General features: G+C 71.5%; 16 protein-coding genes. 10 read left to right on the top strand and 6 right to left on the bottom strand.

Features of this window, described 5'->3' with window-relative positions; all coding sequences use genetic code 11:
• Window positions 1-10: 10 nt before the first annotated feature.
• The 3 genes from ABZV06_RS11765 to ABZV06_RS11775 all read right to left on the bottom strand — a co-directional run bounded on the left by ABZV06_RS11765 (window position 11) and on the right by ABZV06_RS11775 (window position 5,676).
• Window positions 11-1,252 carry a TIR-like protein FxsC gene (locus ABZV06_RS11765; RefSeq protein WP_355239302.1) on the bottom strand — a complete coding sequence of 414 codons (1,242 nt, stop codon included), beginning with the start codon at window positions 1,250-1,252 and terminating at the stop codon, window positions 11-13.
• A gap of 258 nt (window positions 1,253-1,510) precedes the next feature.
• A complete protein-coding gene (locus ABZV06_RS11770) occupies window positions 1,511-4,150 on the bottom strand; it encodes a discoidin domain-containing protein (protein WP_355239305.1) in 2,640 nt (879 codons plus the stop codon).
• Window positions 4,151-4,473: 323 nt separating this feature from the next.
• Complete coding sequence (locus ABZV06_RS11775; protein ID WP_355239308.1) at window positions 4,474-5,676, bottom strand: ROK family transcriptional regulator; 1,203 nt, start codon at window positions 5,674-5,676, stop codon at window positions 4,474-4,476.
• A gap of 237 nt (window positions 5,677-5,913) precedes the next feature.
• Between ABZV06_RS11775 and ABZV06_RS11780 the strand changes: the two genes are divergently transcribed.
• The 10 genes from ABZV06_RS11780 to ABZV06_RS11825 all read left to right on the top strand — a co-directional run bounded on the left by ABZV06_RS11780 (window position 5,914) and on the right by ABZV06_RS11825 (window position 15,832).
• Window positions 5,914-7,212 carry a sugar ABC transporter substrate-binding protein gene (locus tag ABZV06_RS11780; protein WP_355239311.1) on the top strand — a complete coding sequence of 433 codons (1,299 nt, stop codon included), beginning with the start codon at window positions 5,914-5,916 and terminating at the stop codon, window positions 7,210-7,212.
• Between the two features lie 70 nt (window positions 7,213-7,282).
• On the top strand, window positions 7,283-8,275 hold the full coding sequence (locus tag ABZV06_RS11785) for a sugar ABC transporter permease (protein ID WP_355239314.1): 993 nt from the start codon (window positions 7,283-7,285) through the stop codon (window positions 8,273-8,275).
• Window positions 8,268-9,107: a carbohydrate ABC transporter permease gene (locus ABZV06_RS11790; protein ID WP_355239317.1), complete on the top strand. Its 840-nt coding sequence runs from the start codon at window positions 8,268-8,270 to the stop codon at window positions 9,105-9,107. Before ABZV06_RS11785 ends, ABZV06_RS11790 begins: the two co-directional genes overlap by 8 nt.
• A gap of 29 nt (window positions 9,108-9,136) precedes the next feature.
• Window positions 9,137-10,513, top strand: coding sequence for a GH1 family beta-glucosidase (locus ABZV06_RS11795; protein WP_355620686.1), 1,377 nt, complete (start codon window positions 9,137-9,139; stop codon window positions 10,511-10,513).
• 159 nt (window positions 10,514-10,672) lie between these two features.
• On the top strand, window positions 10,673-11,170 hold the full coding sequence (locus ABZV06_RS11800; protein WP_355239353.1) for a 2Fe-2S iron-sulfur cluster-binding protein: 498 nt from the start codon (window positions 10,673-10,675) through the stop codon (window positions 11,168-11,170).
• A complete protein-coding gene (locus tag ABZV06_RS11805) occupies window positions 11,167-12,150 on the top strand; it encodes a xanthine dehydrogenase family protein subunit M (protein ID WP_355239323.1) in 984 nt (327 codons plus the stop codon). The genes ABZV06_RS11800 and ABZV06_RS11805 overlap by 4 nt, the downstream gene beginning before the upstream one ends.
• Window positions 12,147-14,237, top strand: coding sequence for a xanthine dehydrogenase family protein molybdopterin-binding subunit (locus ABZV06_RS11810; RefSeq protein WP_355620689.1), 2,091 nt, complete (start codon window positions 12,147-12,149; stop codon window positions 14,235-14,237). Before ABZV06_RS11805 ends, ABZV06_RS11810 begins: the two co-directional genes overlap by 4 nt.
• 28 nt (window positions 14,238-14,265) lie before the next feature.
• Entirely contained in the window at window positions 14,266-14,631 is a 366-nt protein-coding gene (locus ABZV06_RS11815; protein ID WP_355620692.1) for a metalloregulator ArsR/SmtB family transcription factor, read from the top strand.
• The gene (locus tag ABZV06_RS11820; RefSeq protein ID WP_355620695.1) at window positions 14,631-15,272 is read left to right on the top strand and encodes an SRPBCC family protein; all 642 of its coding nucleotides are present in this window, start codon (window positions 14,631-14,633) and stop codon (window positions 15,270-15,272) included. The genes ABZV06_RS11815 and ABZV06_RS11820 overlap by 1 nt, the downstream gene beginning before the upstream one ends.
• Before the next feature lie 44 nt (window positions 15,273-15,316).
• Window positions 15,317-15,832: an NUDIX domain-containing protein gene (locus ABZV06_RS11825; RefSeq protein ID WP_355620698.1), complete on the top strand. Its 516-nt coding sequence runs from the start codon at window positions 15,317-15,319 to the stop codon at window positions 15,830-15,832.
• A gap of 389 nt (window positions 15,833-16,221) precedes the next feature.
• On the opposite strand, the gene ABZV06_RS11830 is transcribed toward ABZV06_RS11825, so the two are convergent.
• From ABZV06_RS11830 to ABZV06_RS11840, 3 genes are all read right to left on the bottom strand, one after another.
• Entirely contained in the window at window positions 16,222-18,165 is a 1,944-nt protein-coding gene (locus ABZV06_RS11830) for an ABC transporter ATP-binding protein (RefSeq protein WP_355620821.1), read from the bottom strand.
• Window positions 18,166-18,257: 92 nt separating this feature from the next.
• Window positions 18,258-19,697 carry an ATP-binding protein gene (locus ABZV06_RS11835; protein ID WP_355246757.1) on the bottom strand — a complete coding sequence of 480 codons (1,440 nt, stop codon included), beginning with the start codon at window positions 19,695-19,697 and terminating at the stop codon, window positions 18,258-18,260.
• A 55-nt stretch (window positions 19,698-19,752) separates the two neighbouring features.
• Window positions 19,753-21,411, bottom strand: a complete 1,659-nt coding sequence (locus ABZV06_RS11840) for an FAD-dependent oxidoreductase (protein WP_355246754.1) — start codon at window positions 21,409-21,411, stop codon at window positions 19,753-19,755.
• Between the last annotated feature and the right edge of the window lie 121 nt (window positions 21,412-21,532).

The following is a 21,532-nucleotide window of genomic DNA, read 5'->3' on the forward strand; positions in this document are numbered from 1 at the left end:
CGTGCCTCCCCTAGGGACCTTCGAGGATCGGGCGGGTACCGGGGCCGTCCGTGGGCGGCTCCTGGTAGACGGTGCCCATGCGGTAGATCCGGACCTGCTCGACGACGAGCGCCTCCTCGAGCTCCTCCTGAAAACGTGCGGAGGTCGCGATCTCGGTGCGCCAGACGTCGCGGGTGCTGTGCAGCACGTGGGACGGGAGCACCCGGGCCAGGGTGTCCCACATCTTGCGATTGCCGCCGGCAGCCGCCTCGTCGGCGGCCGTCCACGGCACCAGGACGGGCGCTCGCGGCGAATCCTTGTCGCGGTCGTGGCGGATCAGGCTCACCCGGTAGCGCGGCAGGTCGGCGGACCAGACGTCGATCACCAGGACGACGATCTGGTTGTGCGTCCGCGCCCACTCCCGCACGGCCGCCAGGTCCTCGGCGTCCTCCACCGTCCAGCCGTAGCTCTTGGTGGTGGCGATGTCCCCGGCCCAGCTGCCGATCGGCGCTTCCACTTCGGGCCGGTACGGTCGCCAGTCGCGCGAGAACGCGCCGTAGCGGTCCTCGGCGCCGGGGCGGCTGCCGGCCAGCTCGGCGGAGCTGCCGGCGACGAGGACGATGTGCACGTGTCGGGCGCTGGTGGCCCGCTCCACCGCCTTCGAGGCGTCCGGCCCCTGGTGCGCCTGTGGCCGCGGCGGCAGGTCGAAGGCACTCGTCACCTTGGACAGCACCGGACGCTGCGCCGGGCGGTAGAGCTGGTGATCCCGAGCGGTCTGCACGATGTGCCGGGCGAGCGTATCGACGAAGTCCGCGTAATCGTCCTCGTGCCGTTTGCGCTGCTTGAGGGTGAGCAGACCGTCCTGGTCGTACGCGGTGCCGGTCGGGAATTTGCGGTACTGGAAGCGGGCGACGGCCTTGGGCAGCCGGTCACAGGGGATCCACTGCACCGGCACGATCGCGGGTGGACGGACGTGGAACTGCCGCTCGTGCTCGTCGACGCGGTCGGCGAAGACCCGGAACTCGCGACCGCAGTAGTCGCTGACGACGTATCGGGGCGAGGTGAGCGCGATCAGACAGGCGCTGGTGGACAGCGCGTCGGACAGCGAGTCCGTCCAGGAGCTGCCGAGCGGGATCTGCCCGTCGATGAACCCCGCCTCGTCCCACCGGGTGGCGGCCAGACCGGCCACCGCCTCGCTGAGGTCGCCGAAGAACTGCTGAATCTGACCGTTGCGGTTGTCCTCTTGGGCGTAGCTCAGGAAGAAAAGTGGCACGCCCGCCTCCGCTCACGGGTTCCACGACCGGTAGGCACAGTATAGGACCGTCGATGCCAGCCCACCCGGACCGCGATCATCGGGTGAGCGCGCGAAGAGTCGTATGCCCGACGCTTCCGGGTGCGCGGCGGGCTTGCGTACGCGGAGGAACGACCGTGGCCGGCCCGGTCTTCGGCGGGACCGGGCCGGCCTCGGCCCTGGGCACGACCCGCGCCGGCCCGGTCAGATGAGTCGACCGGATCGGCGCGGGCGTCCCGGTCAGGGGTAGTTCGTCAGGTACACCGTCTGGTTTGCCGCGTTCGCGGTGCCACCGGCGTTGTTGATCACCCGGTTGATGGTGCCGACGCCACCGAGCGAGACGGTGACCATGTTGGTGAAGCGCACGTTCGAGTTGACGGGCACCTCGAAGGAGTGCTCCTCGACCACTGCGGGGTTGACGTTGAAGTAGCTGTAGCTGCCCAACCCGAACGCCTGGTGGCTGGTCACCGAGTCGGCCACCTTGTAGGCGGCGTAGCCCCGGGTCGACCCGTTCATCCAGGCCGCCTGGTTGGGCACGTCGTACGGCAGTTCGTTCTGGTAGAAGTACGTCCGCCCACCGTTGCCGTTCCAGATGGTCTGGTACTTCTGGTAGTGCTCGACGAAGAGGCCGTACATGGTGACGTCGTCGCCGTTGACGGTGAGCCCGGTGTCGGCGGTGTTCAGCGTCCACCCGGTGGGCACACCCTGGGCGGCGTGGTCCGCCCGCCACAGCCACATGTGGTCACCGATCACGTTGTCACTGTTGACGGTCAGCGTGTTGGTGGCCTTGCCGACGAGCGGTCCGCCGATGCGGAAGAACACGTCGTGCAGCGAGGTCGGGTTGCCGGCGTGGCTCGCCGACGAGCCGGACGGGCCGACCTCCATGAGCACCGGCGAGTTGGTGGTGCCGGCCTCGAACATGATGCCGGCGACCTTGACGCCGTCCACGTCGGCGACGCGCATTCCGACGCTGCCGTTGTCGGCCTGGATGGTGGCCAGGCCGAGGCCGAGGACGACCGTGTCGGCCCGGTTGACCTGGATCGGCTCGGTGACGTGGTGCACGCCCGGGGTGAACAGCAGGTGCTTGCCCTGGGCGAGGGCGGCGTTGATGGTGGCCGCGCTGGTGCCGGGCTGGACGACGAAGAACTGCGACAGCGAGATCGACGAGCCGGCCGGGGTCTTGTTGTACCAGCTGGTGCCGGTGGAGTTGGTCCGCACGGCGGGCACGAAGACCCGGTACTCGCCGCTGCCCGTCACGTACAGGAACGGCTTCTCGCGGACCTGGGGGGTCTGCGCGATGACGGTGTGCGACGGGTTGGGGAAGCTCGGCGGCGGGGCGCCGTTCACGCCCTGGAAGACCATGTTCCACACCGAACCGGTCCAGCCGTTGCCGAACTCGCTGTTGCGGGAGTACCACTGCTGCTGCGAGCCGGAGACGACCAGGCCGTCGATGCGGGTGTCGGCCAGCAGGCCGCCACTGGACCAGCCGTCGCCGCCGTTCCAGAGCTGGATCTGGTTCTGCGCGCCGCGCAGGTGCATCCGCCGGTACGGCGCGGCCTGCGACACCGCCCAGCGCTCCACGCTCACTCCGGAGGGCAGGGTCACCGAGAGGTTCTCCGCGGCCCGCCAGAAGTTCTGGGTGGCGTTGCCGCCGAACCAGGTCGCCTCGGCCCGGACGTGTCCGTTGAGGTTGACGTCGTCGGGGCTCATGCCGAGGCCGGCGACCTGGGTGAAGAAGCCGAGGTTGACGTCGGCGGTGTAGGTGCCCGGCTTGAACAGCACGGCGTAGCGCTGCGCGCCGAACTGGTTCGTCTCCTGCTGGGTGAAGATGGTGTTCAGTCGACTCTGGATCGTCGACGTCGGGGTGCTCGGGTCGAAGACGTACGTGTTCGCGCCCAGGTTGGGGTTGTACGGGTCGGTGGTGCCGACCGGGGGCTCGGTGGTGCCGCCGCCGGTCGTGTTGACCGCCAGCTCCCACAGCGAGTAGCCGTAGGCGGTGCCCCGGGCGGTGCCGTAGACGCGCAGGTAGCGTCCGCTGCCGGTGACGGTGAGGTTCTGCGTGCCTCCGGTGGCGGTGGTGGTCGAGTAGATCGTGGTCCAGGTGGACCCGTCGGCGGAGGTCTGGAGCTGGAAGGCCCGGGCGTACGCGGCCTCCCAGGTCAGCGTCACCCGGCAGATCGTGCGGGTGCTGCCCAGGTCGACGCGCAGCCACTGCGGGTCGCTGGCGGCGCTGGCCCAGCGGGTGCCGGTGTTGCCGTCGACGGCGGCGGACGCGGGGGTGCCGGCGTTCTCCGTGGACGAGGCGGTCACCGGGCTGCCCTGCGCCACGTTGGCGCTGCCGCAGGTGGAGGTGTCACCGCCGGTCTCGCCGTAGACCTGGAACTCCCAGAGCGAGTAGCCGTAGGCGGAGCCCCGGGCGGTGCCGTACATCCGCACGTACCGGCCGGCACCGGTGACGGTGAGGTTCTGCGTGCCGCCCGCGCCGGTGGTGGTGGAGTAGATCGTCGTCCAGGTGGCGGCGTCGTCGGAGGTCTGGATCTGGAAGGCGCGGCCGTAGGCCCCCTCCCAGAGCAGGTTGACCTGGCTGATGGTGGCCCGCGTGCCGAGGTCGACCTGGAGCCACTGCGGGTCGCTGAAGGCGCTGGCCCAGCGGGTGCCGGTGTTGCCGTCGACGGCGGCGGACGCGGGGGTGCCGGCGTTCTCGGTGGACGAGGCGGTCGCCGGGCGGCCCTGCGACAGCAGGGTGGGTGCGGCCTGCGCCGGGGCGGTGGCCACGGCTGGTGTCAGGGCCGCCACCAGGGCCACGGCGACTCCGGTGAGGAGGTGCCGGACGGTCCGCCGCCGGGGACGCGGGCGTACGGATGTAGCACGAGATGTCATGACATCGCCTGTCGATAGGGCGTTACGGACGCCGTGCGGGTGGGGGTCGGGTTCGCCCGTGGTGCCGTGGATGGTGCCGCCGATGCGACGCCGCGGGGATGAGAGCGCTCTCGTAGGAGTGTTGCGGCGAGATTGCGGCGGCGTCAAGACATCGATCTATAACTTCGTTATTTATCCCGAGGATGAGGTTTTGTGTAATTCCCCACCCCTCGGCACCGTCCCGCACGGCCCGACCACCCCCGGTGATCAAGAGATTCGCGTCAGAAACCGCCCCGGGAATGACGCAAACTTCTTGATCACCCCACGAGGGAGCGGGGTGGGGGTTAGGCGCGGGGGACGCCGCCGGTGGTGAGGAAGCGGGCTATCGGGAGGGTGGCCGCTCCCAGGGCCACCGCGTCCACGCCCAGCCGGCACAGTTCGATCGACGCCTGCTCGTACGGCTGGCGCAGCGCCTGCCGGCCGGCGGCCTCGCGGACGGCCGGCAGCAGATCGCCCAGCGCCATCGCCGCCCACCCGCCGAGCACGACCCGCTCCGGGTTGAACAGGTTGATCAGGTTGGCCACCCCGGCGCCCAGGTAACCGGCGGTGTCGTCCAGCACCCGTCGGGCGGTGGGCGAGGTGTCGGCGGCGGCGACCAGCGCGGCGAGCTGGGACTCCTCGTCCTCGCCGGGAACGGCGTGGCCCCGGCGCGCCTCCCGGTAGCGGTCGATGATCGCCTCCGCGCCCACGTACGCCTCCAGGCAGCCGCGCGCGCCGCACCGGCAGGCCCGACCGCCGTACACCAGGGTGGTGTGCCCCCACTCCCCCGCGCTGCTGGACGCGCCCCGATAGGTGGCGCCGTTGGTCACCACGGCCGCGCCCACACCCGAGCCGACCAGCGCGAAGACGGCGTGCCGAGCCCCGCGACCGGCACCGAACCACATCTCGGCCTGACCGAGGGTCTTCGCGCCGTTGTCGATGTGCAGCGGCAGGTCGGTGCCCGCGCCGATGAGGCGTTCCAGCGGTACCCGGTCCCAGCCGAGGGCCTGGGCGTGCACGACGGCCTCGTCGCCCTGCTGGACCACGCCGGATACGCCGATGCCGACGCCGAGCACGTCGGCGGTGGCCACCCCGGCCCGGCCGGTGACCACCTCGATGCCGGTCAGCACGTGCCCGGCCACGACGTCCGGCTCGGTACGCGCCGGGTCGAGCGGGTACTCGACGCTGGCGAGCAGGGTCATCGCGAAGTCGAACAACTCGACCCGCACCCGGGTCTCGCCGACGTCCACGCCGATCACGAAGGCGTAGCGGGCGGCGACTTGCAGCAGCATGCTGGGACGGCCGCCGTCGGACTCGGCGGCACCGGCCTCGACGACGATGCCCTCGTCGATCAGGTCGGCCACCACGTTGCTCACGGCCGGCTGGCTCAGGCCGGTGCTGCGCACGAGGTCCTGCCGGGTGAGCGGGGCATCGAGGAAGAGCTTCGTCAACAGGGCGGACCGGTTGCGCAGCCGGACGCTCCGGTTGGTGGCACGCGCCAGCTCCACTCGTTACCTCGTTCCCGTCGGCCGTAGGTGGCGACTGTAACCGCACCGTGCTTGACGACCCACCAGCCAACCACTTTAATGACGACATTCATTAAGCCGTGATGTAACTCCCGGGAAACGCCGAAGGACCTCCGACGGCGCGTCCGGAGAAACCCCGTCCGCAGCCGGCCGCCGTCGCCTCACCCCTATCGACGACGACGGCCGGCGGACCCCCACCACGCACCGGAAGGGCTCACCGTGTCGAAACGACACCTCGGGATATTCGCTGCCGCCGTCCTGGCTGCCGCATCGCTGACCGCCTGCGGCGGCTCCGGCGACGACTCCGCCTCATCGCCCAAGACCCTCACCTACTGGGCCAGCAACCAGGGCGCCAGCCTGGAGGCCGACAAGGCCACCCTCCAGCCCGAGCTGGACAAGTTCGAGAAGCAGACCGGCATCAAGGTCAACGTCGAGGTGGTCCCCTGGTCGGACCTGCTCAACCGGCTGCTCGCCGCCGCCACCTCGGGCAAGGGCCCGGACGTGGTGAACATCGGCAACACCTGGTCGGCGTCGCTGCAGGCCACCGGTGCGCTTGTCGAGTTCGACGACGCCGCCCTGCAGGCCGTGGGCGGCAAGGACCGGATCGTGCCCGCCGCGCTCGCCGCCGCCGGGGCCCCGGGCAAGCCGCCGGCCGCCGTGCCGCTCTACAGCATGGCGTACAGCCTGTACTACAACAAGAAGATGTTCGCCGACGCGGGCATCACCGCCCCGCCGACGACCTGGGAGCAGGTCGTCGAGTACGGCAAGAAGCTCAGCACCGGCGGCAAGTGGGGCCTGGCCATCGAGGGCGCCAACCCGTCCGAGAACGCCCACCACGCGTTCACCTTCAGCCAGCAGTACGGCGGCGAGTGGTTCGACTCGGCCGGCAAGCCGACCTTCGACACCCCGCAGAACGTCTCGGCCATCAAGCGCTACATCGACTTCATGGCCGCCGACAAGATCACCAACCCGAGCAACGCCGAGTACGCGCAGAACCAGTCGGTCTCGGACTTCGCCAACGGCAAGGCCGGCATGCTGCTCTGGCAGTCCGCCGGCTCGAACCTGAAGACCCAGAACATGGCCGCCGACGCGTACGGCGTGGCCCCGGTGCCGTTCCTGGCCAGCCCGCCGGCCGGCGGCAAGAAGGTCAACAGCATGGTGGCCGGCATCAACATGGCCGTCTTCAAGCACACGAAGAACAAGGACGGCGCGCTGAGCTTCGTCAAGTTCATGACCAGCGACGAGGAGCAGACGATCCTCAACAAGACGTACGGCTCGCTGCCGGCTGTGAAGACCGCCGGCTCCGACCCGGCGTTCAGCGCTCCGGAGCAGAAGAGCATCCAGGAGACCCTGGTCACCACCGCGGCCCCGCTGCCGCAGGTGCCCGAGGAGAGCACCTTCGAGACCCTGGTCGGCACCGCGATGAAGGAGCTGTTCGCCGACGCCGCGAGCGGCAAGCCGGTCACCGAGGCATCGGTGAAGGCGAAGCTGACCGACGCGCAGCAGAAGATGCGCTGACCCACGCAGCGCCGGTGGCCGTGGTCGGGCTCGTCGCCTGACCACGGCCACCGCCTCCGAGAGGACCCCGATGGCAACCAGCACCACCGCGCCGGACGCCGACCGTCGCGTACCCCGGGCCGGGTCACCCGCCCGGGGGGCCGCCCGCCGGCCGCGCGGCCCCCGCCGTTCCCTCCTGCCGTACCTGCTGCTCGCGCCGGCCATCGTGCTGGAACTCGCCATCCACGTGATCCCGATGGTGGTCGGGGTCTGGATGAGCCTGTTGGAGCTGACCCAGTTCCACATCCGCGACTGGTCCACCGCGCCCTTCGTCGGTCTGGAGAACTACCGCGCCACGCTCGACCTGAACTCCGCCGCCGGCAAGGAGTTGCTGCACTCGTTCTGGGTGACGCTTGCCTACAGCCTGCTCTCGGTCGGGTTCGCCTGGCTGCTCGGCATCGCGGCGGCCGTCGTGCTGCAGAAGCCGTTCCGGGGGCGGGCCATCCTGCGGGCGCTGTTCCTCACCCCGTACGCGCTGCCGGTCTACGCCGCCGTTATCACGTGGAGTTTCCTGCTCCAGCGCGACACCGGTCTGGTCAACCACGTGCTCGTCGACCAGCTCGGCCTGCTGAACGAGCGGCCGTTCTGGCTGATCGGCGACAACAGCTTCTGGTCGCTGCTGGTGGTGTCGGTCTGGCGCAACTGGCCGTTCGCGTTCCTGTGCCTGATGGCCGGCCTGCAGAACGTGCCCGGTGAGCTGTACGAGGCCGCCGCGATCGACGGCGCCGGGTTCTGGCGTCGGCTGCGCTCGGTCACCCTGCCGATGCTGCGGCCGGTGAACCTGGTGCTGCTGCTGGTGCTGTTCCTGTGGACGTTCAACGACTTCAACACCCCGTTCGTGCTCTTCGGCGGCTCGGCGCCCGCGCAGGCGGACCTGATCTCCATCCACATCTACCGCAGCTCCTTCAAGACCTGGGACTTCGGGTCGGGCTCGGCGATGTCGGTGGCGCTGCTGCTGTTCCTGATGGTCGTCTCGGCCGCGTACCTGCTGATCACCAACCGCCGGAGGGACGACCATGCGTGAGACCGCCGGTGAGCGCTGGGGCCGACGCATCGTGCTGACCCTGCTCACCCTCTTCGTCGTCATCCCGCTCTACGTGATGGTCACGTCCGCGGCGAAGCCGCTGCGGGACGTGCAGAACGGGTTCACCTGGTGGCCCAGCCGGCCCACCCTGCAACCGTTCGTCGACATGTGGAGCACCGTGCCGCTGGCCCGCTACCTGGTGAACAGCCTCGTGGTGTCGAGCGTCGCGGCGGTCTGCTCGGTCGCGATCGCCATCTTCGCGGCGTTCGCGGTCAGCCGGTACCGGTTCCACGGCCGCGGTGTCTTCACCGTGACGGTGCTGTCCACGCAGATGTTCCCCGGCATCCTGTTCCTGCTGCCGCTGTTCCTCATCTACGTCAACCTGGGCAACGCCACCGGCATCGAGCTGTACGCCAGCCGTACCGGCCTGATCATCACGTACCTGACCTTCTCGCTGCCGTTCTCGATCTGGATGCTGGTCGGCTACTTCGACTCGATCCCGCGTGGGCTGGACGAGGCGGCGCAGGTCGACGGCGCCGGGCCGCTACGCACCCTGTTCCAGGTCATCCTGCCGGCCGCCGTGCCCGGCGTGGTCGCGGTGACCGTGTACGCGTTCATGACCGCCTGGGGTGAGGTGCTGTTCGCCTCGGTGATGACCGACGAGGGCAGCCGCACCCTGGCTGTCGGCCTCCAGGGCTACTCGACCCAGTTCAACGTCTACTGGAACCAGATCATGGCCGCGTCGCTGGTGGTCAGCATCCCCGTCGTCGCCGGCTTCCTGGCCCTGCAGCGCTACTTCGTCGCCGGTCTCACCGCCGGCGCCGTCAAGTGAGTCACCCCAACCCAGAGGAGAGCCTTCCCGTGCCGGACCTGTCCAAGCTGCCACCCGACTTCCTCTGGGGCGTCGCCACGGCGGCGTACCAGATCGAGGGGGCCGTCGACGTCGACGGCCGGGAGCCGTCCATCTGGGACACCTTCTCGGCGATCCCGGGCAACGTCGACAACGGCGACACCGGGGCGGTGGCCTGCGACCACTACCACCGGTGGCCGGAGGACATGGGGCTGCTGCGGCAGCTCGGCGTGGACGCGTACCGGTTCTCGGTGGCCTGGCCCCGGGTGATGCCCGCGGGCGTCGGCCGGGTCAACCCCGCCGGGCTGGACTTCTACGACCGGCTCGTCGACACGTTGCTCGCCGACGGAATCCGGCCGTTCGTCACGCTCTACCACTGGGATCTGCCGCAGGCCCTACAGGACGTCGGTGGCTGGCCGGAGCGCGCCACGGCCGAGGCGTTCGCCGAGTACGCGGCGGTGGTCGCCGGTCGCCTCGGTGACCGGGTGGCCGACTGGTGCACGGTCAACGAACCGCTCTGCGTGTGCTGGATCGGGCACCTGGACGGGAACATGGCCCCCGGCGAGCGGGACCTGACCCGCGCGGTGCACGCCTCGCACCACGTGCTGCTCGGGCACGGCCTCGCCACCCAGGCGATCCGGGCGAACGCCGCCCGGCCCGCCTCGGTGGGGCTCGTCGTGAACCTCAGCCCGATCGAGCCGGCGACCGACCGGCCCGAGGACGTCGCTGCGGCACGGCGGGCCGACGGGCACGTCAACCGCTGGTGGCTCGACCCGATCCACGGGCGCGGCTACCCCACCGACATGGTCGAGACGTACGAGGTCGAGCCGCCGGTACGCGGTGACGACCTGTCGGTGATCGCCACGCCCACCGACTTCCTCGGAGTGAACTACTACTTCCGGCAGTTGGTGGTCGACGACCCGACCGGTCCGGCGCCGTACGTGAAGCAGGTGCCGGTGCCCGGCTCGGTGGAGACGGCGATGGGCTGGGAGGTGCACCCGGCGGGTCTGGAGCGGCTGCTCGTCGACGTGCACGAGGAGTACCGGCCGGCCCGGATCATCGTCACCGAGAGCGGTTCGGCGTGGCACGACGAGGTCACCGCCGACGGCACGGTGCAGGACAAGGAGCGCACCGACCACCTGGAGCAGCACCTGGCGGCGTGCGCGTCGGCGGTGGCGCGGGGTGTGCCGCTGGACGGCTACTTCGTGTGGTCGCTGCTGGACAACTTCGAGTGGGCGTACGGCTACGACAAGCGCTTCGGCCTGGTGCACGTCGACTACGCCACCCAGCGGCGGACGGTGAAGGCGAGTGGCCTGCGGTACGCGGACCTGATCCGCACCCACCGGCACCTCGCCCGTAGCGCCGACGCCGCCGCGCCGGTGGCCTGAGGCACGAACCCCGGGTGCCGCGACCGGCGGCACCCGGGGGCCGCACCAAGGTGGGCTGTCTGCGTAATTCGCCCGCTTATGTACCGCTGCCGCTAGTCTGGGCCCGTGCGGGGCGAACCAGAGAACGCGACGACGATCGACGAGCGTCACTCGACCCGGGTGGTGTTCGAGGTCAATGGCGACCGGCGGGAACTGACGCTGGACAACCGCACGACCCTGCTCGACGCGCTGCGCGAGCAGCTGGGCCTGATCGGCGCCAAGAAAGGCTGCGACCACGGCCAGTGCGGCTCCTGCACGGTGCTGCTGGACGACCGTCGCGCCAAGAGTTGCCTGGTCCTCACGGTCACCCTGGACGGTCGGTCCGTCCGGACCGTCGAAGGGCTCGCCGAGGCGGACGACCTGTCGCCGTTGCAGGCCGCGTTCGTCGCGCACGACGCGTTCCAGTGCGGCTACTGCACCCCCGGGCAGCTCTGCTCCGCCCGGGGCATGCTCGACGAGGTCGCCAGAGGCTGGCCCAGCGCGGTCACCGACGACCTGGACTCGCCGCCGGAGCTGACCGACGCCGAGATCCGGGAGCGGATGGCCGGTAACCTCTGCCGCTGCGCCGCGTACCCGCACATCGTCTCGGCGATCCGCGAGACGGCGACGACGTCGTGAGGCCGTTCCGCTACCACCGACCGGCCGACGTGGCCGACGCCGTCGCCGTGCTGACCGGCGAGCCGCACGCGGCATACCTGGGCGGCGGCACCAACCTGGTGGACCTCATGAAGCTCGGGGTGCAGCGACCCGACCTGCTGGTGGACGTGACCCGGCTACCCCTGGACGCCGTCGAGGAGCTACCCGACGGTGGGCTGCGGATCGGCGCGACCGTACGAAACAGCGACCTCGCCGCCCACCCGGCGGTCCGCCGCGACTACCCCGTGCTGGCCCGCGCCCTGCTCGCCGCCGCGTCCGGCCAGCTACGCAACATGGCCACCACCGGCGGCAACCTGTTGCAGCGCACCCGCTGCGTGTACTTCCAGGACACCGGCAAGGCGTGCAACAAGCGCGACCCGGGCAGCGGCTGCGCCGCCCTGCACGGACAGAACCGCGACCTGGCCGTCCTGGACTGGTCCGAGCAGTGCGTCGCCACCCACCCGTCGGACCTGGCTGTCGCCCTCGCCGCGCTGGACGCCGTGGTGGAGGTGCACGAGACCGAGGGCCCCCGGGACATCCCCCTCGCCGCGTTCTACCGCTCCCCCGGCACGCAGCCGGAACGGGAGACCACCCTGCCGCGCGGCGCGCTGATCACCGCCGTACGGCTGCCGGCGCTGCCGGCCGCGCGCCGCTCGGCGTACCTCAAGGTGCGTGACCGGGCGTCGTTCGCCTTCGCCGCCGGCTCGGTCGCCGCGGTCCTCGACCTCGACGGCGACGTGGTCCGCGACGTACGCCTGGCGTACGGGGCGGTGGCCCACCGGCCGTGGCGGGCGCACCGGGCCGAGCAGGAGCTGCGGGGTCGCCCGTTCAGTCCGGAGCTGGCGGCGCGGGCCGCCGACGCCGAACTGGCCGAGGCGCGGCCCCTGCGGCACAACGGCTTCAAGCTGCCCCTGACCCGAGCGATCACGGTCCGGGTGCTCACCGAGTTGGCATCCTCGTGAGCGCCGGCGCGGTCGGCCGGGCGTACCCCCGGCTGGAGGGCCGGGAGAAGGTGACCGGCACGGCACGGTACGCCGTCGAGTACCCGACCGACGGCGTCACGTACGGCTGGGTGGTGCCGGCGGACGTCGTCCGGGGCCGGATCACGCGCGTCGACGCGGACGAGGCGCTGGCGTCGCCCGGCGTACTGGCCGTGTTGCACCATGGCAACGCGCCCCGGATGGCGCCGGGCCCGGCGGCGGAGCTGCGGCTGTTGCAGGATCCCATGGTGCACTACCGGGGGCAGTTCGTCGCCGTGGTGGTCGCCACCAGCCTGGAGGCGGCCCGGGAGGGCGCCCAACTGGTGCGGATGAAATACGACGCCGGACCGCACACGACCGTGCTCACCGCCGACCACCCGGGCCTGTACCGGCCGGACCACGTGAATCCCCACTACCCGACGGACACCGCGGAGGGCGACTTCGACGCCGGGTACGCGGCCGCCCCGGTGCGGGTGGACGCCACCTACCGGACGCCGGCCTACCACAACAGTCCGATGGAGCCGCACGCCACGACGGCACGGTGGGACGACGGACGGCTGCTGGTGCACGACTCCAACCAGGGCACCGCGTCCGTGCAGGCCACCCTCGCCGAGCTGTTCGAGCTGCCCCGGGAGTCGGTCCGGGTCGTCGCCGAACACGTCGGCGGCGGCTTCGGCAGCAAGGGGTTCACCAAGGCTGCGGTGGTCCTCACCGCGCTCGCGGCCCGGCACGTGGACCGTCCGGTCAAGCTGGCCCTCACCCGCCAGCAGCTGTTCGGGCCGATCGGCTACCGCACCCCCACCATCCAACGGGTCCGTCTCGCGTGCGACGCCGACGGGCGGCTCACCGCCGTCTGCCACGACGCGATCAGCCAGACCTCGACCATCCGGGAGTTCGCCGAACAGACCGCCGTCTACACCCGCAGCATGTACGCGGCGCCGCACCGACGTACCACCCACCGGCTGGCCCGCCTCGACGTGCCCACACCGTTCTGGATGCGCGCCCCCGGCGAGTGCCCCGGCGCGTACGGCCTGGAGTCGGCGATGGACGAGCTGGCCATCGCCGCCGGCATCGACCCGGTGGAGCTGCGTATCCGCAACGACCCCCGGGTCGACCCCGACCAGGGGGAGGCGTTCACCAGCCGCAACCTGGTGGCCTGCCTGCGCGAGGGGGCGCAGCGGTTCGGCTGGACCGGACGCGATCCCACGCCCCGGGCGCGACGCGACGGGCGGTGGCTGATCGGCACCGGCGTGGCCGCGTCGGCCTACCCGGCCCGGGCCCGGCCCTCCTCGGCGACGGTCACCGCCCGGCCGGACGGCACCTTCCTTCTCCGAATCAACGCCACCGACATCGGCAACGGCGGTCGGACGGCGATGTGGCAGGTGGCCGCCGACGCGCTCGGTGTACCGCCGAAGCGAGTGGAGATCCGCATCGGCGACAGCGACCTGCCGGAAGCGCCGGTGGCCGGCGGGTCGATGGGCACGGCGAGCTGGAGCTGGGCCGTGATCCGCGCCTGCGAGGCGTTGCGCGGAAAGCTGCGCGACGGCGCGCCGACGGACACCGAGGTCACCGCCGGGGCGGACACCTCCGAGGAGGTGGCCGGGCAGCCGGCGCGGCCCCGGTACGCGTACGGGGCGCAGTTCGTCGAGGTGCGGGTGGACGCGGACACCGGCGAGGTACGCCTGAACCGGCTGCTCGGCGTGTTCGCCGCCGGCCGGGTGGTGAACCCGACGACGGCGCGCAGCCAGCTGATCGGCGGCATGACGATGGGGTTGTCGATGGCGCTGCACGAGGAGGGTGTGCTCGACGAGCGCTACGGCGACTGGGTCAACCACGACCTGGCGACGTACCACATCACCGGCTGCGCCGACGTCGAGTCCATCGAGGCGTACTGGCTCGACGAGCGGGACGACGAGCTCAACCCGGCCGGCGTGAAGGGCATCGGTGAGATCGGCATCGTCGGCACCGCGGCGGCGGTCGCCAACGCGGTCCACCACGCCACCGGCGTCCGCATTCGCGAGCTGCCGATCCGGTTGGACAAGCTGGTCGGAGTGTCAGGCCTGGCTTAAATAAGGCGATGCTGATATAACTGTCGCCGTGCACGCCTTCGACGTGCTGGGCGATCCGGTCCGGCGCCGCATCCTGGAGCTGCTCGCCGACGGTGAGCAGACCGCCGGCGCGGTCAGCGCGGTCATCCGCGACGAGTTCGGCATCTCCCAGCCCGCCGTGTCCCAGCACCTGAAGGTGTTGCGGGACAACGGCTTCGCCACCGTGCGTCCGGAAGGCACCCGGCGGCTGTACGCGGTCGACCCGCGCCCGTTACGCGAGGTCGACGGCTGGTTGGAGCACTTCCGCCGCTTCTGGGCGCCGCCCCTGGCCGCGCTCGCCACCGAGCTGGCCCGGGGCCGACGTGAGCGTCGCCTGCGCGGGCCCGCCGACCCACCCGACGAGAGGAACACCTGATGTTCGACGCGACCGAGCAGATCAACGCCGTCCAACGGCAGGTCGGCAGCCGCACCCTGGCCGCCGGCGAGGCCCGGGTGACCACGATCAGCCAGACATACCAGGCGACCGCCGAGGACCTGTGGGACGCCTGCACCACCGCCGAGCGCATCCCCCGCTGGTTCCTGCCGATCAGCGGCGACCTGCGGCTGCACGGCACGTACCAGCTCGAGGGCAACGCCGGCGGCACCATCGAGACCTGCGAACCCCCGCACCGCTTCACCGCCACCTGGGAGATGGGCGGCGAGGTGAGCTGGATCGACGTGCGGGTCACGCCGGTCGGCGACGACCGGGCGCGCCTCGACCTGGACCACATCGCACACGTCGACCAGGACCGATGGGCACAGTTCGGGCCGGGCGCCGTCGGCGTCGGCTGGGACCTGGGCCTGCTCGGCCTCGCCACGCACCTGTCGAGCGACGGCGTCGGCGTCCGACCGGAGGACAGCGCCGAGTGGATCGTCTCCACCGAGGGACGACGGGCCATGGAGCTGAGCAGCCAACTCTGGGGCGAGGCGAGCGTCGCCGCCGGCACCGACCCCGACGAGGCCAAGGCCGCCGCCGAGCGCACCACCGCCTTCTACACGGGCGTGCCCGAAGCCTGAGCGGAAAGCGGCGGACCGACCGGGCACGGGTAACGTGCTGCGGCATGACCGGTACGCCGTACTCGCACTGCTCCTACTGCGGCGCCGCCTATCCGACCACGGCCGGATGGCCGCGGGTCTGCGCGGTCTGCGGCGAGACCGTCTGGCGCAACCCCCTGCCCGTCGCGGTGGCGGTGCTACCGGTCCGCACGGCCGAGGGCCTGGGGGTGGTGGTGGTCCGCCGGGCCATCGAACCGGCCCGCGGGCTACTCGCGCTGCCAGGCGGTTTCATCGAGTACGGCGAGGAGTGGTCCGACGCGCTCGTGCGTGAGCTGTGGGAGGAGACCGGGCTGGTAGCGGACGCCGCCGACGCCCGGCTCCTCGCCGTCCGGGGCGCGCCGCAGGGCGGCACCATGATGATCTTCGGAGTGCTGCCCGAGCGTGCCGCCGAGGACCTGCCCCCGTCCGCGCCCACCGAGGAGGCGACCGAGTGGCTGGTCCTCACCGACCCGGTCCAGTTGGCGTTCTCCACCCACACCCGCGTCCTGGCCGACGTCCTCGCCGCACCCCACCAACCCTGACCCCGCCCCGCCCCGCCCCGCTCCGCCTGCTGACGCTAAGTGATCCACCCCAGTTCAGAAGAGCGCCCTGACGCGCTGATCCACTCGGGTTCGGTGAACTCGGCGTGTCCTCGACGGCAAGACACCCCGGCTTCCCTGAAACCGAGTCGATCACGCCCGAGGCCAAGCCCCCGACCCCAGCCCCAGCCCCCGGCCCGACCCCGGCCCGACCCCCGGCCCGACCCCGGCCCGGCCCCGACCCCGCGATCTTGCACTTACTGTGGCGACATAAAGGGCATTTCACGTGATCCGACAACCGAAAGTGCAAGATCGCGGGGGTGGAGGGCGGGGGTGGGGTGCGGGGTGCGGGGGGGTGGGGGGCGGGGGGCGGGGCGCGCACACGCGGGGCGTTAGTGGGAGCGCGCTTCGTCGGTGTTGGCGCGGTAGCCGCTCGCCTGTAGTTCGAACAGCTCGCGGTAGAGGCCCCCGGCCGCCATCAGCTCGTCGTGGTTGCCCTGCTGGACGAGGCGGCCCCGATCCATCACGAAGATCCGGTCGGCGTGCCGGACGTTCGCCAACCGGTGGGTGATCAGGACGACCGCGCGGTCGGCTCGACGGCGCAGGTGCTGGAACAGGGCGTGTTCGGCGCGGGCGTCCAGGGCCGCCGACGGCTCGTCGCAGATCAGCAGGGCGGCGTCGCGGTAGAGGCCCCGCGCGGCGACCAGCCGTTGCCACTGCCCGCCGGACAGCTCGTGACCGTTCTTGAACTCCCGGTCGAGCAGGGTGTCGTAGCCGTGCGGCAGACCGACGATCATGTCGTGGGCGGCGGCCGCGTCGGCCGCCTCCTGCACGCTGGGGCCGGGGCGGTCGGGCGTACGGTCGTGCCGGCCCACGCGGATGTTCTGACCCGCCGTGAACGGGAACTTCCAGTACTCCTGCGTCATCACGGCGACCTGCGCGCCGAGCGTACGCGGATCAAGCTCGGCGGCGTCGACGTCGTCCCAGCGGATCGTTCCGCCGGTCGGCTGGTAGAGCCCGGCGATCAGCTTGGCGAGGGTGGTCTTACCGGAGCCGTTCTCGCCGACCAGCGCGATCACCTCGCCGCGCCGGATCGCCAGGCTGACCCGGTCGACCGCAGGGGCGTCGGTGTCGGGGTAGCGCAGGCTCACGTCGCGCAGGTCGATCGTGTCGACGCCGTCGACGGTCCGGCTGCCGCCGACGGGCACGCGCTCCTGCGCCCGGGTCAGGAAATCCCGGTAGTCCTGGTAGTAGAGGGCGTCCTCGTACAGCGAGTTGGTGGCGACGACCGCGACGCCCAGGCTGGTCCGGGCGGACTGGAGGGCGAGCAGGGCGGTGGCCGCGGCGGCGAGGGCGACCATGCCGGCGAGCAGCAGGCCGCCGAGCACCGCGTACACGCCGAAGGTGGCCAGGCCCGCCACGGTGGCGCCGGCCACTCGGGTGCCGGTTTGCGAACGCACCAGCCGCAGCTGGGCGCGGGTCTCGACGGCCATCACGCCCCGGTACTCGGCGAGCAGGAAGTCACGCATCTGGTAGGCGCGCACCTCGGCGGCGGTGTGCCGGTTGGCCATCAGGTGGGCGAGCATCCACATCCGCCGCCGTCGGGTGATCCGGGCGAGCATCGCCAGGTACTCCCGGCGGGCCATCCGTACGGCCGTGATCGCCTGGGGCACCGCCGCGAGTAGCAGGCACGGCAGCAGCAGCGGCTGGATGACGGTCACCGCGACGGCGGTGGCGAGCATCCCGACGACGCCGGTGACCAGGTTGACGGTGTGGTCGACGATCCACGCCGCCTCACCCATTCCCCGGTCGCGGACGCGGTCCATCTCCTCGGCGAACCCGGCGTCGTCGAACGCGGCCAGGTCCACCGCCGTGGTGGCCTCGAACAGCCGCAGCTCCACCTGGTAGTTGATCTGCGGGGTGAGCCGGGCCTGTGCCCAACCGGCGGCGATCGTCAGGCCGCCGCGCGCCGACACCGCCGTCGCGGCCACGATCAGCGCCGGCAGGGCGGAGCGCACCCGGTCCGGGGTCGGTCCGGCCGCGAAGAGTTCCCGCAGCACGCTGGTCGTGGCGAGCAGCCCGAAGGTCGTCATCACCCCGGCCGCGACGTTCAGGCCGATGGAGGCGAGAGTGTCCACGCGGTTGGTGGCCCAGGCCAGAGCGACCGCCTCACGCACCAACCTCGGCAGCCGCCGGGCCACTGCCCAGAAACTGGTGTGCGCGAACGTCTTCGCGTGATGCATCCAGACGGCGTCCTCCAGCTCCGGAAGCACGGAACCGTCGTCGAGAGGGTCGACCGGCTGGTCGTCGTGGGGCGCGGTACGCGGGCGGGCCATCGAGTCCACGGACGCTCCTCGGGGGCGGGAAGCACGGACGCCGCCCGAGACTACTGCCCGCAACCGCTCGATGTCTTTAGGTAGTCGGCGTGTCAGGGCAGCGCGGCCACGTCCTCGGTGATCGGCAGCAGGACCCGGAAGGTGGTGTGCCCGGGCTCGGTCTCCACCCGGATGTCGCCGTGGTGCTTGTTGACCACGATCCGGTACGAGATGTCCAGCCCCAGTCCGGTGCCCGCCCCGACGGGCTTGGTGGTGAAGAACGGCTCGAAGATGCGGGGGCGCACCTCCGGCGGGATACCGGGGCCGGTGTCGGTGACCTCCACCGCCAGCAGGTCACCGACCTGCCCGGTGCGGACGGTCAACACGCCCTTCTCCCCCATCGCGCCCAACGCGTTGTCGATGAGGTTGGTCCACACCTGGTTCAGCTCCGCCGCGTACGCCGGGATGGGTGGGAGGCTGCGGTCGTACTCGCGGACGAGCTTGACCTCGGCGGGGATCTTGCCCTTGAACATGACGAGCGTCGCGTCGAGCAGGTCGTGCACGTCCACCACCCGGTGCGGCGCGCGATCGAGCTGGGAGTACTGCTTCGCCGCGCCCACCAGGCCCGAGATCCGGGTCACCGCGTCGCCGATCTCGCGCATCAACAGTTCGGTGTCGACGGTGTACGACAGCCAGCGCACCGCGGCCTCCAGGTCCGCCGGGCCGACGGCCGCCTTCACCTGGCCGAGCCACGCCGCGTCCAGACCGCCGGCGACCAGGATGGGTGCCAGGTCCCACGCGCCACCGACACCGTGCTCCTCCAGCCAGTCGGTGAGCAGGTCCTCGGCGTCGGCGGTGGCGACCGGGCTCAGCTTCGGCGCTGTCGCCACCCGGGCGACCGCCTCCTCCTGCAACGCGACCAGCCCGTGCAACGCCCGGCCGTCGAGCCGCCCGTCGGCGATCATCGCGAGCTTGTGCCGCATACCCGCTACCCGTTCGCGCAGCACCGACGTCGCCCGCACCGCCGCCGCGGCCGGATTGTTCAGCTCGTGGGTCAGCCCCGCCGAGAGCGAACCGAGCGCCAGCAGCCGCTCCCGCTCACCCACGATGGTCTGGCTGTCGCGCATGCCGAAGAACAGCCCCTCCAACAGGTGCATCGGCATCGGGAACCAGGACCGCAGGGCGTGCGCGAAGTCCTCCGCCGGCAGCACGAAGAACTCGGCGTCGACCACCGCGCGCAAGCTGTTGCGGTACGTCTGCTCGACCTGGTCACCGAGGTACGCCTGCGTGGCGCCGCCGTACACGCCACGCTGGTCGGTGCGGCTGACCTCGACGTCGTCCCCACGGACCTGACGGCTCAGCGACACCGCGCCGTGCAGCAGCACGAAGAAGCAGGTGGCAGCCTCGCCCTCGCCGTACACGAGGGTGCCGCCGGCGCGCTGCTCCACACGGCCGTGCTCGGCCAGCCAGTCGAGCTGCGCGTCGTCGAGTGCCTCGAACAGGAACAGGTCACGTAGCTGCGCCGGCGTCAGCCGATCGGATTCGCTGGTCACGGCATCTCCTTCGTTCGCGACTGCGGGGCTCGCAAACCCGGCTCACTCCTCGCGCTCACTGGGCCTCCAGGTAACGGTGCACGAGCGACACGGCCATCGCACCCTCGCCGACCGCCGAGGCGACCCGTTTGACCGACTCGGCGCGGACGTCACCGGCGGCGAACACCCCCGGCACGCTGGTCTCCAGGTGGTAGGGGTCGCGGGACAACGACCAGCCGGCCGGGCGTCGACCACCGGCCAGCAGGTCCGGGCCCGTGACGATGAAGCCACGCCCGTCGCGCACGAGCACCCCGTCCAGCCACTCGGTACGCGGCTCGGCGCCGATGAAGATGAACAACCAGGAGGTGTCGACCGTCCGGCTCTGCCCGGTGCGGGTGTCGCAGAGGGTGAGCCGTTCCAGGTGGTCGTCGCCGGTCGCCCCGACCACCGCGGTGTGCGGGTGCACGATGATCTGGTCGATGCGCTCCAACTGGTCGATCAGGTACCGCGACATCGACGCCGTCAGGTCCGCGCCACGGATCAGCAGGTGGACGCGGGCGGCGTACCGGGAGAAGTGCACTGCCGCCTGGCCGGCCGAGTTGGCCCCGCCCACGATGTAGACGTCCTGGTTGACGCAGCTCGGCGCCTCGGTGGCGGCCGCGCCGTAGAACACCCCCCGACCGGTGAAGTCGGCCAGCCCGGGGGCGTCGAGCACCCGGTACGACACGCCCGTCGCCAGCACCACCGTGTGCGCGGCGATCTCGCTGCCGTCGCCGAAGCGCAGCAGCCGGGCGCCGCCGGCCTCGCTGAGGCCGACCACCTCGCGGGCGCTGAGCAGTTCCGCGCCGAACTTCACCGCCTGGCGGCGGGCCCGGTCGGTCAACTGCGCGCCGGAGACGCCGTCCGGGAAGCCCAGGTAGTTCTCGATCCGGCTGCTCTGCCCCGCCTGCCCACCCGTGGCCCGCCGCTCGACGAGCACGGTCCGCAGCCCCTCGGACGCGCCGTAGACGGCCGAGCCGAGGCCCGCCGGACCGCCGCCGATCACCACGAGGTCGTAGAAGTCGGACGCCGGCACCACTGTCAACCCGGCCAGCGCGGCCAGCTCGGCCTCGCTGGGGGCGACCAGCGCCTTACCCTCGGCGGTCACCACCAGGGGTACGTCCGCCTCGGTGGCCCCGGCCGCGTCGAGCAGCCGGGCGCCCTCGGGGTCGTCGGACAACAACCAGCGGTACGGCACGAGGTTGCGGGCCAGGAAGTCACGGACCTTGAACGACGGCGCCGACCAGCGGTGACCGACCACCCGGATCTCGGTGCTCGTCGCGTCCGGGGTGACCGACCACGCCTCCAGCAGACCGTCGACGACCGGGTACAGCTTCTCCTCTGGCGGGTGCCAGGGCTTGAGCAGGTAGTGGTCCAGGTCGACCACGTTGATCGCTTCGATCGCCGCGTCGGTGTCCGCGTACGCGGTGAGCAGCACCCGGCGGGCGGCCGGGAAGATGTCCATGGCCGCCTCGAGGAACTCGACGCCGGTCATCTCCGGCATCCGGTGGTCGGCCAGCAGCAGCGCCACCTGCTCACCGCGCAGTTTGACCTCCCGCAGCGCGTCCAGCGCCTCCGGGCCGGAGGCGGCGCGCAGTACCCGGTAGCGGTCGCCGTAGCGGCGCCGGATGTCCCGGGCCACCGCGCGGGACACCGCGGGATCGTCGTCGACGGTCAGGATCACCGGGTTTGCCATGGCGCCAATAGAACCACCTCCCGAGGTCGAATCGCACCACCGCGTGGGCAGCGACGCAGGCGTGACACGGTCCGGGACGGGTAAGCCGCGTCGCCGCGGGCGGCCGACGCCGTCGACCGCC

This window comes from Micromonospora sp. NPDC005172 (genome assembly GCF_040608555.1).
Taxonomy (GTDB): domain Bacteria; phylum Actinomycetota; class Actinomycetes; order Mycobacteriales; family Micromonosporaceae; genus Micromonospora.

Bases quoted from the DNA above. Each gene is read 5' to 3' on its own strand.
- ABZV06_RS11770 (WP_355239305.1), bottom strand. From the start codon at position 4,150: ATGACATCTCGTGCTACATCCGTACGCCCGCGTCCCCGGCGGCGGACC.
- ABZV06_RS11785 (WP_355239314.1), top strand. From the start codon at position 7,283: ATGGCAACCAGCACCACCGCGCCGGACGCCGACCGTCGCGTACCCCGG.
- ABZV06_RS11790 (WP_355239317.1), top strand. From the start codon at position 8,268: ATGCGTGAGACCGCCGGTGAGCGCTGGGGCCGACGCATCGTGCTGACC.
- ABZV06_RS11820 (WP_355620695.1), top strand. From the start codon at position 14,631: ATGTTCGACGCGACCGAGCAGATCAACGCCGTCCAACGGCAGGTCGGC.
- ABZV06_RS11825 (WP_355620698.1), top strand. From the start codon at position 15,317: ATGACCGGTACGCCGTACTCGCACTGCTCCTACTGCGGCGCCGCCTAT.
- ABZV06_RS11830 (WP_355620821.1), bottom strand. From the start codon at position 18,165: ATGGCCCGCCCGCGTACCGCGCCCCACGACGACCAGCCGGTCGACCCT.
- ABZV06_RS11840 (WP_355246754.1), bottom strand. From the start codon at position 21,411: ATGGCAAACCCGGTGATCCTGACCGTCGACGACGATCCCGCGGTGTCC.